The following is an 18,013-nucleotide window of genomic DNA, read 5'->3' as shown; positions in this document are numbered from 1 at the left end:
TTAAAAATCTAAATATAAAACGCTAAAAACTATGTTATGATTGGATTACAACAAGTACAAGATGTTCTGGAGCGCGTTCTTGGCGAACGCGCAATGCCATTTCACAATGCATTCTGGCGAGGAAAAAACCGCGAGGAGCTCGTAAACACCCGGGTACACAATTTACCGCTTTTTGTGCCCGGTAATCCCGGAGAATCGCATATTTTATCAGGGCTGCAAAAGGGAAAAGAAGGCAATAAAATGATCTCTGCTTATTTTAGCCTGGCAAGGGCAAAGGATGAAGATCTGGCTATTCTCCAACGGTGGATTGCCGATGGCTGTCCGGAACAGGGCAGCGCCCAGAACTACAAAGTTATGGAGTTCACCAAATCCAAGGCAACTACTGTTGGCGACGATAAACACGTTGAGTATTGGCGCGCAATAGATATCTTTTTTCTGCCGGGGCTTGCAAGTAGTGAAACCTTACCCCATGTTATTACCATGCACGGCAAAGCATTTGAGGAATGGATTGCTTCAGAAATTACCGGTGAAGATCCTTCCAGGTGGCCAACATTTCTGGCTAATAAAAAAGTGATTGAAAGCTATTCCTATATCCGCCATCACCAGCGTAGATTGATCCGGGAATATTATGGTGATCTTCAGGAGAATATTTTTGATTCTCTATGGAAGTTTGGAGGAAGCCTGCTGCCAGAAGATCCGCAGTCAATGGCATTACCAGAGCACAGAATGAATGGTATTTTGGATTGGTTTAATTGGGTTCCCTACCTGGTAGCTACCCTTAATGATCCAGGTGTAGAGGAAATAGACATTAACCTGGCCCGTGCCTGGCAGCTCGGTATAATTGCCGATGGTTTGTTGCGTACAGATGATGAACGGCCTGAAGGTGACAGAATGCCTATTTCGGACTTTAGTAACGATGACCCGGATCTGTTTTCAAGGGTTGCAGCAAAATATCAGCATGCAGATAAGGCCATGCTGGTTGCAGAAATGGTAAGAAGGGCTAAAGAGTGGGGGGCTCTGGGCTAACTGTTGAAATATATGGACTTTGTTACTGGTCCCCTGAAATAAAATATTAAAAAAATAGGTTAAACAAATTATAAATCATCTAAGCTCTTTATTATGGCAATTCTTAAATTGAAAGCTAAACTTGTTGGCGTCGGTGCGGTCAACAACACTTACATTTACCTGGAAAACGTTCCTGATCAGAACAATCCGTCTGCAACGCCAATTGGTCTTGCACCTAAAAATACTGCAAGAAAAGAATGGATCAACAACAAAATCGCCCTTAATGTAACAGGTTATCTGGATTATCAGCTTAATGTTCATGCGGTAATGGGAACCGATTGGGCATTTACACTGACCAATTCAGAAACCAATAAAGTTGTTCTTGAACTTAGCGGGGCAACAGGATCTGATCCTGCACTTGGAATGAATGTATCAATTGAAAAAGGGGCTGAACTAATTGACTTTTAATTTTATGAAAACAATTAAATGGATCATCGCGGTATCTGTCTTATTGATTAATGCAGATGCGTTTTCTCAAACTACGGTTGTTCAGGACACTAAGGGCGAGACCGCGCTCCCTGTTGGCGCAGGAGGAGTAGTAAGCATAAATGCTAAGGAAGAGAGTATCTCAGCCTCGTATGGTATTACCTTAAAAAACTTAAAAAAATTGAACGAAGGGAGTTTAAAAAATCCCAACTATATTGGTGTCAATTTTAAGGCAAAAGGGAAAAATGGGCTTGCATCTATTGCCAAAAATGGCGAATTCCAGTATGACGGAAGCGTAGGTGTATTTTATTTTCAGGATATTGACGATAAGACTGTCCCATACAACTCACTATTTCAATATTATGTTGGCATGGATATGATCTTTAGTCAGTTTAAGCTTTATAATCCTGATCTGGGCTTTGATAAACAGGTTTACGATAAAAACAGGATGGGCTACAAAGCAACTTTAGGTGGGAGTTTTAACGGTAAACTAACCGAAAAAATACCTTTGGTGATAGGTTTAGCAGTTAATGGTGGGCAAAAGAACAATACCGGCGATCTTAAAGCGGTAGATATTTCAAATAGCTCTACCGTTACCGATCCTGTTTCAGGAAACATCAGAACGGTACAAAAGGACAAGACCTCGGCTTATCAGCTTTCAGAATATCGCAATTCTGTGAGTTATATGAACATCAATGCTGACTTTGGGCCAAGATTGTTTACACAATACCAGGTACTACTTCATGCCAGATGGTCAATGCAGGAGGGTAGGAAGCCGCAATGGAATCCTGCTGCAGGCCTTTACTTCACCAAATCGGGTGCTCCATCAGAAATTGTTGCAGGCTTACAGGTGCAGGTTATAGATTGGTATAATACAGCTGCTTCCACAAAGAGCAGGGGAGAACGAACTACATTTAATGTGGTTGCTGGTTTTTCTTTTTAGCAGCGCGGCCTTTAGCATATTTTTTCAAAGAAAAAACATTATGTAGAAAAAGGGACATAGCTAAGTTTAACCCGCCCGTATTACACGGCCATTGCCGTCGTCAAATGGGTGTATTGTGACAAACCATAGATGTGCTATTGCAGCCTTTAATACCGGGCCTTACTTCAGCTAAACGGGCGAGTATTCTTTCGGTATCCCAGGTTAAGGAAGGCCAATCTTTTTAATATCCGCAATTTTGCGGATATTATTGTACTTATTCTCCGCATTAAAGTTTGTCTTTTTCTTATTGTCGTAAAACACCCTTTAATTGACGCATTCATCCATCCCGGTTGCAGCAAAATGAAATAACTTCGTAACCATGATACTGATACTAAGAGCATGTTAAATAAACAATTCACTGCAACACTAGTAAAAAGTCCTAACAAAGGGGGCTGGACTTACCTGATATGGCCTGATTCTGTCGCATTTTTTGGCACCAGGGGGCTGGTGAAGGTGCGGGCCACTGTTGATGGGCACCCGTTCCAAAGTTCGTTCATGGCACTTGGCGATGGTACGCACAAGCTCCCCATAAAAGCCGAACTGCGCAAAATAATTGGCAAAGATGTGGGCGATACGGTTACCATTATCCTGAAAGAACGGATATGATCCAGGGAGTCTTCTCTTTATTTTCATGTCTGTTATTCAACTTATCATTAATAGGCTGCCTTGTACTATCTTTGCCCGGAGATGAAAAAGCAACACCTTCAGGATAGTTTCGGAAATATTGACATTTACTTATTTGACCAGATACTTAAAGGCACTTATAACGATTGTAACATGATATTAGATGCTGGTTGCGGAACAGGCAGAAATTTACTTTACCTGTTAAAAAGCGGGGCAAATGTTTTTGGCGTAGATCAAAACCCGGAAGCCATCGCTAAGCTAAGAGCCCTTGCAGGTTCATTTTCCCAGGTTGATCCGCAAGAGAACTTTAAAGTAGCGTCAGTTGAGCAACTACCGTTTGAAAATGAGCATTTCGATCTTGTCATCAGCAGTGCGGTTTTACATTTTGCAGAAAACCTTAGTCATTTTGAAGCCATGCTAAATTCTATGTGGAGGGTGCTCAAGCCCGGGGGATATTTTTTCTGCAGGCTTGCTTCTGAAATAGGGATCGAATCATTGGTCAGTTTTATCGGAAACGGCAGGTATATCCTTCCCGATGGATCGGAACGCTTCCTTGTAAACCAGGAGATGCTGCTCAGACTTACCAAAAAAATTGGCGGAGCGCTTCACGAACCCATCAAAACCACTAATGTTCAAAACATGAGAAGTATGACTACCTGGTGTGTGCGTAAAACGATATCATCCTGAAGAATGTATTTCTTTCTCCTGAAACATTGTTTTATCGGAATAAATTCCTAAAATTTGAGTTAACCAAACAACCAACTCAATTAACGCATGTTCAAAAATCCTTTTTCTTTTAACGGTAGAATACGCAGGCGATTTTAAAATTATTTTATGAGTGATGAAATAACTTCAGGCGGCAGCCAAATTCACAGATATGAAGATCATATCCCCAAAGGCTTTGAACCGGCAATAGGAGATGGTGATAATATAGAAGCCATTTCGAACCATATCGAGAAATACATAGGCCCTATTGAATCTGTTTTTCATGAGGTGGTGTCTGATAAGGTACATATTGATGTACATTGGGTAAAGCCAAGTGCAGAGCGTCCTTATCATGTGCTGGTAACCAGCGGAATGAGCGACAAGCCCATGAATGTTCCTGAAGGGGCAGAGGACTTGGCTTTTGCTGAATTGTTTGTGTTGTTGCCTGCCAGCTGGAATATTAATGGCGAATCTTACGAACTTATGGAAAAGGTATTTAGTGACCAGAATACCTACTGGCCGGTAAGGTGGTTAAAACATATTGCCAGATTTCCACATGAATACGATAGCTGGATTGGACCCCGTCATACCTTTCCAAATGGGGAAGGGGCAGAACCCTTTGCAGAAAATACAAAGCTCGGGTGTATGTTCATATTTCCTTCAATTTGTCTGCCATCAGAATTCGCACAGTTAAAAATTGACGACAGCAAAGTCATTAACTTTTATTCCTTGTATCCTATTTACAAAGAGGAAATGGATTATAAGCTTAGGAAGGGATCAGATGCATTATTAGATAAGTTTGAGCAATTCAGGGTTAGCAACATTATCGATGTCAATAGGGCGAATACTTGTGTAAGGAAGAAATTTCTGGGACTTTTTTAGTCAGCTACGGGCACAAGATGTCAAAACCGTTATCAATAACATTTTATATCTTCATGGCATGAAATACCTGATCACCTTTGCCTTCCTGGTGTTATGCCTAAGTGCTAAAACACAACAAAATGCTTCTTTTTTAATTGGCCGTTGGAAAGTGGTAGAGGCCACATTGCCAAAAAATGCCAGTGCCCAGGAAAAGAAGGCATTTAATTTTTTAAAACCAAACTTGCTCAAATCATTGTTTAGGTTTGATACTGGTGGTAAGGGAAAGTTCAAAATTCCAATGGACAACGTTCCTATAGAAAAGAACAGTATGCCCCTCGAAGATATTTCGTGGAATTATTCTGCAACTAAAAAGTATGTAACAATCACAGAACAATCAAACTTTAAAAGTAGTCTTGTGCAGTTTTATGTAAAAATACAAGATGGAAGCACCTATTTTATTCTGGATGAATCCCCGGTGATATTGAAGGTGGTAAAATATTAAGATTATTTCTTAATTTATCAAAGCAGCTTGTTTGATGTGGGAGAATTGGAAGCGGAGAATGTATTGGTTTGTGAGGCAGAGGTAGCAAAATAGACTTTAACTAAAATATCTGGGCGAAGACAGGAATCATTGGGTAGACGAAACACTTACTGGTGAAAATATATCAGTTTCTCATGATACTAGATTAATTATATCTTTGGGCACGCAATTCAATCTCATCTAAATGAAACTCCACCGATCTCCGTTAATATTGATCAGCTGTATACTGTTGTCCAGCATGCTTTTGATAACCTGTAAGAAAGATAGTGAACCTGTTCCTGTGGATCCGGCAGCTACCGTTCCTGATTTAAGATTGGAGCAGGCCTTAACCTCGAAAGATAATGGCCTGACCCTGAATTTAAAAGTTAACAGAGTACCTGATTCATTGATAGAATATGGTTTCCTTATTGGTAAGGACAGTACTTTCAGAACAAAGGTGGTTTTGGCCAAATCGTTTAGACAGGGCCCTGCATTGACGGTGGGAGAGCTGACTGTGACGGTAGGATATGGACTGGCGAACGATTCATTATATTATGTTACACCCTATTCGGTTAAGAGCAACTTTAGCCGCAGGTACTATAATGTAAAATCTTTTGTATGGAAAGGTGATCGGCCTATACGGATCGATTCCCTTTATCCGCTAAAGGGAATCCTGGGCGATACCCTGACCTTGAGGGGAAGACAGTTTGCCGAAAGTTTTGTAAGTGTGAAGTTCGGAGAACGTACAGCAGCGGTGGTTACCAGGACCGATTCATTGATGACGGTCATTGTACCGGCTGATCTGAAGGAAATGAATCCTGTGGTGACTTTGCATAACAATGGTAGGATAGACACTATCAGCCAGGATTTTGTACTTAATGCACCAAAGATTTCCCATTTTACGGCTGTAGGTACCTTCAGGGATACAGTTACGATCAATGGTGAGAATTTCAGCAGATTTTCGGAAGGCAATGTGGTCAGGTTCGGCAATGCCTTAGCTAAGGTGGCCAGTTTCAGCAAGACGAAGCTAAGGGTAGTTGTTCCCGACGATATTGAGCTCAGCAGAACCACACTTACAGTAGCTGCGCAGCTACAGGTAGCTTCGGGAGAAGAGCCGTTCGTGATTCGTAAGCCAGAGCTGACGGTGGTTCCGGGCACTGGCATGTCCTATCAGGAGATTATTCTGAAAGGAAAGTACTTTCATCCTCAGGTGTCCAGGAACGGTGTTACGTTTGAAAATAATGCTGCTACTATACTTGGTGGAAACAGTTCAGAATTGAGGATGAGAATTCCCTTTGCTCCTTATCCAAAAAGAACTGCACGTGTTGTGTTAAAGCTGTTAGACTACGAGGTAAGTTATCCGCAAGATCTGGCCTTGTCAGAAAAATGGATACTTGTTGGATATGGCAAACCTTTTCGCGGTTATACTAATTCCAGTGTCTTTATGCTTAATAATGTACCCTATGTGATGGCTCATTCATTAGATTTTTTAGATAACAAGCTGTATTTATGGAAGTTTGATGCTAACGCACTGTCATGGCAGCGATTTGATATTCCCTTCAACAATGAAGTCTCTGCACCCTGTGTTGCGACGGCGGGAGGTAGGGCCTATGTATATACCGGCGGTGTGGTTAACAGCTTATGGCAATATGAACCTTCAGAAAATCGGTGGACGAAAAAGGCAGATTATCCGGCTACTGTAAGGTTGCGTGGTACAATGTTCGCTATTGGCGATAATGTGTATTTGGGAATGGGATTTAATAATGGTTTGGGCTCATTTATTATACCAGACAATAGTTTCTATAAGTATAACACCATTAACAATACCTGGACAAAGGAGACGGATTATCCAACTGAATTCGGAAATGGAGAAAGAAAAGGGCCTTCCTCGTTTGTGATCGGCGACAAGGCTTACATCGCTTGTGGGGCAACCAATACAGGAATGAAGCAGTTTTATAGTTATCATCCAGCTACCCGGAGTTGGACTAAGCTGGCAGATTTTCCACATCCAAGGCTTGAAACTACAGCTTTTACCTATGGCGGTTATGGCTTTGTAGCTACGGGGCTTTCTATGATTGGTGGGGAGCAAGACTGTTTCAGATATGATGTAGCGGCTGATCGCTGGGAAAGTTTGCCAGATAGAATTGGCCCGCAGCCAGTTGGAGCGCCTACGCAAATTGAAAGAGGCTATTCGTTTGTTGTTGGTGGCAGAGCGTTTGTAGGAGGTGGTAACAGTTCCACGGGAATCAACACCCTATTTATGATTGACCTGCCTGTATTGTTGGGGCAGGGGAATTAGAGTTTTTGAGAAACACAATAATGCTAAAAATGATATGTTAACTCCATACCACAGGAATATCTGATCATCAGAAAACTGATCCATAATGGAGAAAGGCTGTGCAGGTTACAGGACAATCCCTGAAAACCATCAATAAATTAAGTTATGACGTTTTAAAATGTATAACCGCAACAGACAAAACAGAAAGGGAACTGAAATTTAAATTAAGCTGGGATATGAATACTGAGTTTGGCGGTAAGTATTTCCCACCGAAATTGTGATCAACAACAACAGAAATGCCATATATGAAAGAATTGGTGCATTACTGGTTAAGGATCCTAGGATTGACCTGAAAACCGAGATCGAAAAATTAAAATGATTGTTGATTATGCTATTAAATATTATTGACTTAGATTTATATGTGGTATATTATTCTTAGCATATTACTACTTGCTTACATGATTTACGGCATAACCCATGCCGTTAAGAACAGATTATTAACTCGTTTCGAGAAAACCGTTTGGATAATTATCATAGCCTGTATGCCGGTACTTGGCACTTCCCTTTACTTAAGGTCTACTTTTAGGGTGAGAGATTGACATTACTTATAACGGCCTTCTATGATACAACGATCGGGCTGGGATACTATTTGAATAACTTCAGAATCGTAACTATAATAATCAAAATTAAAATTGCAGTAAAACCGGTAATTATATTTTGATAGTCGTCGAAAATTATTGCTTTTGATTTTTTACGTCCCTTGCGCAAGCTATTCTTTATCCCAAATATATTTAGGGTAAAATAAGAGAGTTTTCTTAAGCAGTAACCAATGGCTCCAAGCAACCACCGGCCAAATATAATTGAGAGAATATCAGTCATAGTTACATCTAGGCGTTGTAAAGATTTAACTATAAAATGAAAAATCAAAATTTGGATAATTTATACCATGCAGCGCATCAGATAGCAGTGTTGCCGAAAGGAATTCCCATACTGCAATGATTTTACTTTTCCCAATCGCAAAGTGTTTTGCCATTTTTTTCTGCTTCGGCTATGGTTGTCGAGACAAAGCTATTGTTGCATTTTTTTAATGAAGGGCATTTATTACTAAGGTGATATTTTTTTCCAGTACCACGATCACATATGTAGGCTCTGTTCTGACCTTGATAAAAATAGGTTCCTCCGATTACTAAGACAAGAGTAAGTGTTGTAATTGATGTAGCGAGCTTTCGTGGTATTAAATTTCTTTTTGCCTTCTTATGATCACCTATTTGAGGAGCATCTTGCTGGTCTACTGGCCGAATGCCAATTTTCGGCTCGGACTCATCATGCTCATTTCCAAGCTTAATGTTTCCCGCGTGTGAGGTATCGTCGTCTATAGCCGTTACTCCATAAATGAACGGACGTGGTTTAAAATTTATTATTAAGGCAAGAAGTTCTATATTCTTGTCATCTGTGTTACCCTCCAGTTTTTTTAAAAAATTACTTAATGGTTTGCATTTATCAGCACCAAATTTTTTAATTGCTAGACTATATTCATTTAAGTCATTCTTAGGTCCGAAAAAAGATCTCAGTATATCAATATCTTTTTCTGAATATCTATTCTTATCAGCCAAAACAAAAAGACACTCTTTTTTCAGTCCTGCTGGTGTCGGCCGTTTCAAATGGGCGGGCAAATCGCCGTTATCCCGTAATCGTCGATAGGCAAGGATTACGTGTTTTTTGTACTCGCTAAATTGAATTACCCTCATAATATATAATAAAAGTAAAAGGAATTTCCGGAATCTGGTTACGGTTTTCCGGAATTCTGTAGGATTTTTCGGAATCTTCGGAACCATATGCAAATCAGGGCTTTTGGTCGCTATACATTTGCTTTCGAAATCAGTCGGAACCTTGGCTAGCTACTGAGGCCCATGTACAAACAGATTTCAAAAAAGAGAGAAAGTTGCGGTAGGTATTAGCCGGTTTGGGAAGCAGTTACTGCCTCCCGCAATGGAACCTCACACTTCCCAAAAATTTCAGAAGCGCTTCTGGAATGCAACGTAGTAACCCCGCGATATGGTTCGCGGGGACTACAAAGTATTTCATTCTAAAATTTTTGAGTTATGTTCAGTTTAATATTCTGGATTCTAATAGGACTGGTATGTCCATCACAATCAGGTACAAATGCAGATAAAAAATGCAAAGGAGACACCACTTATACAACCTATGATGATGGCCCAGGAGGGGAAGCAGGTGATAATCCGCCTAAACCCTAATAATTTAAAATTAAAATACGGGCAGTTTTTGCCCGTATTTTTTTATTTTAGAGAAACCTTAAAAGACATTGAAAGCATACATAACGACTCTTCTCTCATTGCTGATCCTTTCTTGCCATCAGGACAAGACTGAAAAGAAGATTTCTTCTGAAAATCCATATTACCTGCGGGCTTATGATTTTTTAGCAAAGAACAGCTCAGATAGTAGTTTCATTTACTTTAATAAAGCCAAGGAAAGATGTTTAAAAGATGGCGACAGTGTTAAGGTTGCCAAATGTCTCATAAACATGGCTATCATAAGTGGTGGTAAGGGCGATTTTTTCGGAAGCCAGGAACTATCTCTTTCTGCCATCAAATATCTGAACCCTGATATACAAGATCAAAGGGAAGTACTCTCTTCCAATTATAATAATTTGGGTAAAACGGCCAATCGCTTAAAGAACTATGAGCAGTCTACCCAATTTTACCTCAAGTCAATAGAATTTACCCAGGAAGAAGCCTCGAAAAACATTTACTTTAACAACCTGGCCATCAATTTAACTGATCAGCAAGCGTATACCAAGTCGCTTAAATATTTTAAGCAGCTGCTTGCTTCAAAAAGTATAAAAGAGAACCCGATAACTTTCTCCAGGATACTGTCCAACCATGCCAAGACCAAATGGCTCGAAGATTCTTCTTATAATCCTGTGCCGGATTTTATAAAAGCATTACATATCAGAGAGCAAGAAAATGACCTATGGGGACAAAATGCAAGCTTTGCGCATCTTACAGATTTTTACCTGAACAGCAAGCCAGACTCTGCTTTATATTATGCCCATAAGATGCTCATTGTAGCAAAGAACTTAAAAAGCGCCGACGACGAGGTATATGCACTTGAACGGCTGATTAAATTAAGCGGGCCCAGACAATTAAGGCAATATTTTGAAACCTACAGAAAACTGCAAGATAGCCTTGAAACTGACCGGAACGCTTCTAAAAACCAGTTTGCAATAATCAGATATGAAACCGAGAAAAATAAAACGGACAATTTGCGGCTGCAAAAAGACAATGCTGAAAAGAAATATGAGATCATCAAGCACAAAACGCGCTTAATAGGGGCGTTTTTACTGTTTATTGCTATAGGTGTTATTGCATGGCTTTGGTATAAGAAAAGAAAACAAAAATTAGCTTTGGAAGCGGAGGCCGCTATTCGGGAGAATGAATTGAAGATCCACAAAAAGGTACATGATGTAGTTGCAAATGGGTTGTATACAGTGATGTCTGAAATTGAGAATAAAAAGGAGTTGGATAAAGACCATATTCTCGATAAAATAGAAATTTTGTATGAGCAGTCGCGCGACATTACATATGACCGAAGTCCTGTTGTTCAAACTAATTTTGCAGAAAAAATTAATGATTTAATGGTATCGTTTAGTGCAGATAGCAGAAGGGTTTTACTGGTTGGGAATGAAGAGGAACTGTGGGGCCAGGTGAGTGTACAGGCGAAACATGAAATTGAACATGTTCTTCAGGAACTGATGGTTAATATGGATAAACATAGTACCGCAAGCACGGTAGTACTGAAGTTTGAACAGAAAGGGAATCAAGTAAACATTCATTATACAGACGATGGAATTGGCATTAAGGGGGCACCAAATTTCAAAAATGGGTTGACCAATACGGGAAACCGTATTCAGGGTATTGGTGGGGACATTATTTTTGAGGCTAATAAAGAAAGGGGCTTGAAAATTCAGATTTCATTCCCTGTAACCTGAAAAATATGATGTTTAAACGCGTACTAATTGCAGAGGATCATGAGAACTCTAGTAGTTCTCTAAAAAACACCCTGGAAGAACTTGGGGTTAAGGAAGTGGACTATGTAGCTTATTGTGATCATGCACTTTCAAGGATTAAAAAAGGATTAAGTGTTGACAAGCCTTATGATTTGATGATTACCGATCTTTCTTTTGAAGAGGATGGCAGTCCGCAAGATATTTCTGATGGTGCAACACTTATTAAAGCTGTCAAAGACATCCAGCCGGATATAAAAATTCTAGTATTTACTGTCGAAAGTAAATCTGAAATCATCACTCCTTTAATTAAAGACTTGGGAGTCCATGCTTACGTGCGTAAGGCAAGGAGGGATATCAAGGATCTAAAATTGGCAATCGAAGCAATTTTTAACGGAAAAATCTTTTTATCAGGGCAGATTAAGCAGAATCGAACTGAGACCAACTCCTTTAGCTTTACAAGCCTTGATGTAACAATTATTAGTTTAATAGTTGAAGGGAAAACCCAGATGGAAATTTCATTATATCTTCAAGCCAGCAATGTTAAATCGGCAAGCTTAAGTAGCATTGAAAAGAGGCTAAGTCTCATAAAAAACGCTCTTGGGGTGTCGAATACTGGGCAGTTGATTGCTTACTGCAAAGACAATAATATTATTTGATATAAATAATATTCGTATTACGGTTTCCCGTAATAAAACCATCATCCATCTGCCTACTTTCGAATCATAGTTAAAACTAAAATTTTATATTATGCGAAAGTATTACGTAAACAAACAAACACAAAGCAATGGCGATCATGAGGTTCATGATGAGGATTGCTACCGTCTTCCAACAGCAGAAAATAGGCTCTACTTAGGAGAATTCTATACCTGTCATAGTGCCGTTGTTGAAGCTAAAAAACATTATTTCAAATCTAACGGCTGCTACTACTGTTCAAAAAGTTGTCACACCAGCTAATTATTGTAAAATCATGGAATATAAAGTAGTACCATTCACTGCAACGCTGGATCAGAGAAAACAATCCACAGCAGTTGTTGCTGAACAATTAGGTAGGTTAATAATGCATTATAGTAATGAAGGTTGGAAATATATAAGACTGGAAAGTGTTTCCACTTATGTACAACCCGATCCAGGGTGTTTTGGAGTAGGGGGAAAACCAGGGTATATGGCATCGTATCAAATGGTTGTTTTTAGTAAAGAGTCTGATAATGAGAGTGTTGTTTCTACTCACGATTAAGATCTATTGGAAGCTTATACCAAAAGCGAAAAGAAGACCTTGTATTTTCAGAACCAGTTGTTCTCATTATGTATATCGCAAGACAACAAAGGAGGGTTTTTTTGAGGGCCTTCGGGCCCTCAGATTCAGATTTATGAACTGTCGTTCTGGTTTTCAAGTGTTCGAGGATCCTATAGAATCTACGGTTTCAATGATCTTGCCTAACGGCCAGGTGATCCCGGAAGGGGAAATTTCAGAACGATTTATTAAGTAATAAAAGCTAAAAAAAACATGGAGACCACAATAAGCACTGAGCTGCAGAGTCATTTTTTAAGATTATACCAAATGGCCTGTTCGAACGAAGATTTTGATGTACTTGAAATGAAGCAACTCTACAAGTTTGCCGAACAAAGGGGTGTAAATACAGAGCATCTAAACAGTATTCTGACCAATCCGATCAAAAAAATGGAAGTCCCTGGCTCTGTTGAGAAGAGGATAGAGTATTTATATGACCTTGCTATTATGATTTGGGTAGATCAGGAGGTAACAGAAGATGAATATAATTTGCTAAAGAAGTACTGCAAAACCTTTGAGTTTTTAGATGAAAATATTGCCGGCATATGTGATTATCTCATAGACTGTGCAAAAAAGGAAAAAGAATTACAAGAAGTACTTCAATCTATAAATTAAACGCTATGGAAATTAAGAGATTATTTATCACTAAAAAGAGTGAAGAACCTGAGCTCAGTGTTTCGGTAACTGAAGAAGCTGAAGATCAGAGAATACGGATAACTTACTATCAGAGTGGCTATGGTGCAGCGATAAAGGCGATGGGAGCACCAATAAACTTTAGGGCTTGTCTGCAGAACGTATATGAGAGCTTTGAGCAACAGTGCAGGGATCAGGAAGTTCAGCAGGCAAAATTGAAACAGCCTTACATTGACGAAAAAGCAAGAAAAAACAGTGAACTTAAAAATACTGAAGCTGCTATTTCAATTTTCGAAGAAAAGAAACAACAGCTTGTCGAGAAAATTAACGCTGCCACAAATGAAATTGAGGATGTAAAGCATCATCCCGAGAAATATGGCGTAGAAACTTCAAAACGCCCGAAAGCACAGTTTTATATTGGCCTGCTTTTGCTTATTCCCATTACCCTCTATTTATTTGTTTTTTATATTTCTGCTACTTATTCTGCGTTCTTCAAAGATTTTTCGAACGACAGTCTTACGGCGGCTATATTTGATGCACAAGCCTTTAGTAATGCCATGAAAGCGGGGTGGCTTGAGGGAGTTTTGATTTTTACTATTCCGACAGTCTTTTTGGGGCTGGGGTACGTAATCCACATGATCCAAAAAGGAAAGGGGATTAAAAATATCTTCCGGATGATTGCTTTGTTTATTACTACTTTTTTATTTGATGGGCTGCTGGCCTATCAGATTGAAAAAAAGATATATGAATTCAATAAAACTCCGGATTCGGCCCCATATAACTTAAACATAGCATTAGGGGAAGCTGAATTTTGGATGATCATCTTTGCCGGGTTTGTAGTGTATATTATTTGGGGATTAGTTTTTGATATCACTATGAAAGAGCATGAAAACCTTGACAAGATAAGGGGCCATATTAAAACAAAGCTTGAAGAGATAAAAGCTTTAGAGGTGACTAAAAACGAAGTGACCGGAGAGATAGACAATCTGAAAAAAAAGAATGTGGAAATTACTGGTAAGATTTCTGAGTTACAGGCCACCATTGATGGATTTGTATTTAACATAAGGCAATATCTTTTGTACCATGCGCAGTATAAAGAAGGATGGTTTCAGGCTGTTGCTTCTGAAATTGCCTTGCCGCAACACAGGCAAAATGAAATACTGGAACAGTGTGAATCCATTGCCACAGAACACCTCCGGAACCTCAATCTGATTAATCCAAATTTTCAAAACGTTGTTTACTCAAAAATATCTTAACCATGAAATATAATGCCATTTGGTTGCTTGTAGTTATATCAGCAACGTTTTTTTTCGCTGGCTGCATGAGTGAAAATGAGAAAAAAAACAGTTTCGAAAGTAATGCGGTGAAATCACAGGCCAAGAGGAAGGACAATTTAAACATCAGCATTCTTTTGGACCTTTCTGACCGTATAGACCCGGTAAAAAATACCAATCCGGGAATGGAATTTTTCAAAAGAGACTTAGGTTATATTGAAGCTATCAGCAGGGGATTTGAAAACCACCTGAGATCTAAACCTATCAGGCAGGATAATGATCACATCCAGATTTATTTTGAACCAGAGCCATTAAACCCAGAGATTAATAATTTAGCCCAAAAGCTAAAACTTTCATTTACTAAAGACAACACCACCAAGGAAGGCATTTTAAAGATATCTAAGCAATACGGTTCAGCTTCAAATGAAATTTATAAACTTGCTATCAAAGACAACAAATACATCGGATCGGATATATGGGGCTTTTTCAAGAATAAAGTTAACGATTATTGTATTAAACCGGATCACAGAAACATATTGTTCATTTTGACAGACGGTTATGTTTTTCATCGCGACTCTAAATTTATTGAGGGCCCTAGAAGTTCTTATCTCACTCCCGAGTATATCAAATCGTTAAAGCTGAATACTTCAAATTATAAAGAGGTGATGAAAGAGAATGACTACGGATTTGTAAAAGCAAATGATAATCTTACAGCCCTGGAGGTAGTTGTGTTAGGCATAAATCCAGCTAAGGGAAATCCCTTTGAGGGAGATGTAATTGGTGAATATTGGGTTAAATGGCTTCAGGAAATGAAAGTTAAGAGTCCAGTGATGAAACCAATTCCGGCCGATCTACCGTCTAATTTGGAAGCGGTTATTCAAAAGTATATTAGTGGGATTAAATAATGGTTTTGTCTTTACTGAAGAGATACGCATCTCTAATAACCTGCCTTGTATCAATCAACTGTTACTGCCAAAGCATTTCTATTTGCTCATGGAACTTGAAAGACTTTGGAAAATCAAAGAGCGATAGTGAGGTTTATTTTATCGCTAACATCGTAAAGAAATTCGATGTTGTTGCTGTTCAGGAGGTTGTGTCTGGTTCTGCCGGTTCCAAAGCTGTTGCACGGCTTGCAGATCAATTGAACCGGATGGGGAGCAAGTGGGACTACGTGATTAGCCAACCTACATCAAGTTCTTCAATGAGTACTGAACGATATGCATTTTTATGGCAGACCAGTAAAGTAAAGAAGAGGGGTGATCCCTGGTTGTCATCAGACTACGCGTTAGAAATAGATAGAGAACCATTCTTTTGCAGATTTAGTGCTAAAGACAAGCTATTTACTATAGTAAATTATCATTCTATTTCTAAATCAAAACATCCCGAAACGGAAGTGAAGTATTTTAAATTCTTTCCGGGGCTATATCCAAAGGATAACCTGGTATTTTGTGGAGACTTCAATCTTCCTCAATCTCACAGTGTTTTTAATCCTTTAAAAAAATTAGGTTATAGACCAATTTTAGTGGGTCGAAAGACTACCCTACGACAAAAATGTATTCAACGAGATTGTCTCGCGTCCGAATTTGATAACATTTTTTGCCATACAGGCCAGATTAAAATTTTGAAGAAGGGCTTTATTGAATTTTTTCATGCGTTTGATAACATTAAATCAGCACGACTGATTTCTGACCATATTCCAATATTCGCCGAAATTGAATGAGTGTTGCATTAATTTATTGAATTATTAAATAAAATATTTTCAAACATTTTGGTATATCGGAATAAAATAATAAACTTTGAATTAACCAAACTAACGAAAACGCTTTCAGTCATGAAAAATCTTACTTCACTAGTAGTACTCTGTAGCATACTCTCTTTTACCAATGTTTCTGCATTTAAAGAAACTGAGGTGTCTGACTCACATGTAGCAACGTGTACTGGAAGTAAAAGTTGCTATGCCTGTAGTAGCTGCAGGTATTGTAAGTATTGTAACGCCGGGGGCGGTAATTGCAGTGTTTGTGCCCCAAACCCAGCGGGTGGTTCTAAAAATTCTCTCTTCTCCGGTCCAGCTATAAAAAGGGGTGTTTCGAGCAGCTCGCAATGTAAGGGAGTAACTAAAAAAGGGGCCAGGTGCAAACGAATGGTTACAGGGGGTGGATACTGCTGGCAGCATAAATAGATTCTAAATTTTAATCACAAACCAAATAAACGTATGGACTTTAAAGATCAGATTTCACAACTGGCATCGAGGGTTGAAAAAATGAAGGGCCAAATTCAAACAGAAGAAGCCACAAAGAATGCACTTGTGATGCCGTTTATCCAATTGCTTGGCTACGATGTTTTCGACCCGTTTGAAGTAAACCCTGAATTTGTTGCCGATCTGGGCATCAAAAAAGGGGAGAAGGTAGATTATGCAATCATGAAAGATGGCGAGCCTATCATTATAATCGAGTGTAAGCATCATCTTGAAAAGTTAGACCCTCATAATTCACAATTGTTCAGGTATTTTCATGTTTGTAAAGCGAAATTCAGCTTGCTTACCAATGGCCTTATTTACCGTTTTTATACAGATCTGAACGATACAAACAAAATGGATGAGAAGCCTTTCTTTGAATTTAACATCACAGAGATCAAAGAGGCCCAGATTGAAGAACTTAAGAAATTCCACAAGTCTTATTTTGACGTAGAAAATATCTCCAACACAGCTTCAGATCTGAAATATACCAATGAGCTTAAAAGCCTGATTACTTCAGAGCTAAGAAACCCGTCTGCAGTATTTGTAAAGCATTTCGCCAGTCAGGTTTATCAGGGCAAGCTTACAGAAAAAATACTATCACAGTTTACCGAACTGGTGAAAAGATCTTCAAACCAGGTATTAAATGATGCTATAACCGACCGACTAAAAACGGCTTTAGGTAAAGAAGAAGCGAACAGTACTGAAAGCGAAGTTAAAGTGACCAGTGAGCCTGTTATGGCCAATGAAAACGGCGTTGTGACAACGGAGGAGGAGATCGAGGGATTCTTTATTGTAAAGTCCATTTTACGTGAGCAGGTTGACCCAAAACGGATAGTACATAGGGATGCTCAAACCTACTTTGCCATATTACTGGATGATAATAACCGTAAAACCATATGCCGGTTATATCTCGGAAATAAGAAGTATTTGGTGGTGCTAGATGACAATAAGAAAGAAGTAAGGCAGGAAATAAATAGTGTCGATGATATTTATAATCATGCAGATATGTTAAAGAATACAATAGATAAATTGGAGAAGAAATAATATAATTTTAGAGTGAAAGAAGCTCTAATGTTCACAATTGGAGTGTTTTT

At 39.0% G+C, this 18,013-nt stretch carries 21 protein-coding genes and 1 pseudogene; 20 read left to right on the top strand and 2 right to left on the bottom strand.

All coding sequences use genetic code 11. The features are described from left to right. Positions 1–36 precede the first annotated feature (36 nt). The 3 genes from ABIE26_RS08030 to ABIE26_RS08020 all read left to right on the top strand — a co-directional run bounded on the left by ABIE26_RS08030 (position 37) and on the right by ABIE26_RS08020 (position 2,434). The gene (locus tag ABIE26_RS08030) at positions 37–1,026 is read left to right on the top strand and encodes a hypothetical protein (RefSeq protein WP_310138146.1); all 990 of its coding nucleotides are present in this window, start codon (positions 37–39) and stop codon (positions 1,024–1,026) included. A 93-nt stretch (positions 1,027–1,119) separates the two neighbouring features. Beyond that, on the top strand, positions 1,120–1,473 hold the full coding sequence (locus tag ABIE26_RS08025; protein WP_310138148.1) for a hypothetical protein: 354 nt from the start codon (positions 1,120–1,122) through the stop codon (positions 1,471–1,473). Positions 1,474–1,477: 4 nt separating this feature from the next. After that, the gene (locus ABIE26_RS08020; RefSeq protein ID WP_310138149.1) at positions 1,478–2,434 is read left to right on the top strand and encodes a hypothetical protein; all 957 of its coding nucleotides are present in this window, start codon (positions 1,478–1,480) and stop codon (positions 2,432–2,434) included. A gap of 66 nt (positions 2,435–2,500) precedes the next feature. Here the strand turns inward: ABIE26_RS08020 and ABIE26_RS08015 are convergent. Continuing rightward, positions 2,501–2,578, bottom strand: a pseudogene (locus tag ABIE26_RS08015) (Fic family protein); the annotation flags it as partial. A 234-nt stretch (positions 2,579–2,812) separates the two neighbouring features. Between ABIE26_RS08015 and ABIE26_RS08010 the strand changes: the two are divergent. From ABIE26_RS08010 to ABIE26_RS07985, 6 genes are all read left to right on the top strand, one after another. After that, on the top strand, positions 2,813–3,079 hold the full coding sequence (locus tag ABIE26_RS08010; protein WP_310138150.1) for a DUF1905 domain-containing protein: 267 nt from the start codon (positions 2,813–2,815) through the stop codon (positions 3,077–3,079). Positions 3,080–3,160: 81 nt separating this feature from the next. Beyond that, on the top strand, positions 3,161–3,784 hold the full coding sequence (locus tag ABIE26_RS08005; RefSeq protein ID WP_310138152.1) for a class I SAM-dependent methyltransferase: 624 nt from the start codon (positions 3,161–3,163) through the stop codon (positions 3,782–3,784). A gap of 147 nt (positions 3,785–3,931) precedes the next feature. Then, complete coding sequence (locus tag ABIE26_RS08000) at positions 3,932–4,684, top strand: suppressor of fused domain protein (RefSeq protein WP_310138154.1); 753 nt, start codon at positions 3,932–3,934, stop codon at positions 4,682–4,684. A gap of 58 nt (positions 4,685–4,742) precedes the next feature. Beyond that, a complete protein-coding gene (locus ABIE26_RS07995; RefSeq protein WP_310138156.1) occupies positions 4,743–5,165 on the top strand; it encodes a hypothetical protein in 423 nt (140 codons plus the stop codon). A 277-nt stretch (positions 5,166–5,442) separates the two neighbouring features. Continuing rightward, on the top strand, positions 5,443–7,482 hold the full coding sequence (locus ABIE26_RS07990; protein ID WP_310138159.1) for an IPT/TIG domain-containing protein: 2,040 nt from the start codon (positions 5,443–5,445) through the stop codon (positions 7,480–7,482). 398 nt (positions 7,483–7,880) lie between these two features. Continuing rightward, entirely contained in the window at positions 7,881–8,060 is a 180-nt protein-coding gene (locus ABIE26_RS07985; RefSeq protein ID WP_354375350.1) for a PLDc N-terminal domain-containing protein, read from the top strand. A 402-nt stretch (positions 8,061–8,462) separates the two neighbouring features. On the opposite strand, the gene ABIE26_RS07980 is transcribed toward ABIE26_RS07985, so the two are convergent. Continuing rightward, complete coding sequence (locus ABIE26_RS07980) at positions 8,463–9,209, bottom strand: hypothetical protein (RefSeq protein WP_310138160.1); 747 nt, start codon at positions 9,207–9,209, stop codon at positions 8,463–8,465. Between the two features lie 354 nt (positions 9,210–9,563). On the opposite strand from ABIE26_RS07980, the gene ABIE26_RS07975 reads away from it, so the two are divergent. The 11 genes from ABIE26_RS07975 (at position 9,564) to ABIE26_RS07925 (ending at position 17,963) form a co-directional block, all read left to right on the top strand. Continuing rightward, complete coding sequence (locus ABIE26_RS07975) at positions 9,564–9,716, top strand: hypothetical protein (RefSeq protein WP_310138162.1); 153 nt, start codon at positions 9,564–9,566, stop codon at positions 9,714–9,716. A 68-nt stretch (positions 9,717–9,784) separates the two neighbouring features. After that, entirely contained in the window at positions 9,785–11,470 is a 1,686-nt protein-coding gene (locus ABIE26_RS07970) for a sensor histidine kinase (RefSeq protein ID WP_310138164.1), read from the top strand. A gap of 5 nt (positions 11,471–11,475) precedes the next feature. After that, positions 11,476–12,144 carry a response regulator gene (locus ABIE26_RS07965; RefSeq protein ID WP_310138165.1) on the top strand — a complete coding sequence of 223 codons (669 nt, stop codon included), beginning with the start codon at positions 11,476–11,478 and terminating at the stop codon, positions 12,142–12,144. 227 nt (positions 12,145–12,371) lie between these two features. Next, positions 12,372–12,722, top strand: coding sequence for a hypothetical protein (locus ABIE26_RS07960; RefSeq protein WP_354375540.1), 351 nt, complete (start codon positions 12,372–12,374; stop codon positions 12,720–12,722). Continuing rightward, positions 12,694–12,975, top strand: coding sequence for a membrane protein insertion efficiency factor YidD (gene yidD, locus ABIE26_RS07955; protein WP_354375347.1), 282 nt, complete (start codon positions 12,694–12,696; stop codon positions 12,973–12,975). The genes ABIE26_RS07960 and yidD overlap by 29 nt, the downstream gene beginning before the upstream one ends. Positions 12,976–12,992: 17 nt before the next feature. Beyond that, positions 12,993–13,391 (top strand): hypothetical protein, encoded by a 399-nt coding sequence (locus tag ABIE26_RS07950; protein WP_310138170.1) that lies wholly within the window; start codon positions 12,993–12,995, stop codon positions 13,389–13,391. Between the two features lie 5 nt (positions 13,392–13,396). Then, a complete protein-coding gene (locus ABIE26_RS07945; protein ID WP_310138172.1) occupies positions 13,397–14,665 on the top strand; it encodes a hypothetical protein in 1,269 nt (422 codons plus the stop codon). 2 nt (positions 14,666–14,667) lie between these two features. After that, positions 14,668–15,588, top strand: coding sequence for a hypothetical protein (locus tag ABIE26_RS07940; RefSeq protein ID WP_310138175.1), 921 nt, complete (start codon positions 14,668–14,670; stop codon positions 15,586–15,588). A gap of 95 nt (positions 15,589–15,683) precedes the next feature. Then, positions 15,684–16,403 carry an endonuclease/exonuclease/phosphatase family protein gene (locus ABIE26_RS07935; RefSeq protein WP_310138177.1) on the top strand — a complete coding sequence of 240 codons (720 nt, stop codon included), beginning with the start codon at positions 15,684–15,686 and terminating at the stop codon, positions 16,401–16,403. Positions 16,404–16,514: 111 nt separating this feature from the next. Then, positions 16,515–16,862, top strand: a complete 348-nt coding sequence (locus tag ABIE26_RS07930) for a DUF5763 domain-containing protein (protein ID WP_354375344.1) — start codon at positions 16,515–16,517, stop codon at positions 16,860–16,862. A gap of 33 nt (positions 16,863–16,895) precedes the next feature. Beyond that, complete coding sequence (locus ABIE26_RS07925; RefSeq protein WP_310138180.1) at positions 16,896–17,963, top strand: type I restriction endonuclease; 1,068 nt, start codon at positions 16,896–16,898, stop codon at positions 17,961–17,963. The last annotated feature ends 50 nt before the right edge of the window (positions 17,964–18,013 follow it).

The organism is Pedobacter africanus, assembly GCF_040548825.1.
GTDB classification, from domain to species: domain Bacteria; phylum Bacteroidota; class Bacteroidia; order Sphingobacteriales; family Sphingobacteriaceae; genus Pedobacter; species Pedobacter africanus_A.
The sequence above is the reverse complement of the archived record's forward strand: the minus strand, read 5'-3'. Positions and strand labels throughout refer to the sequence as shown.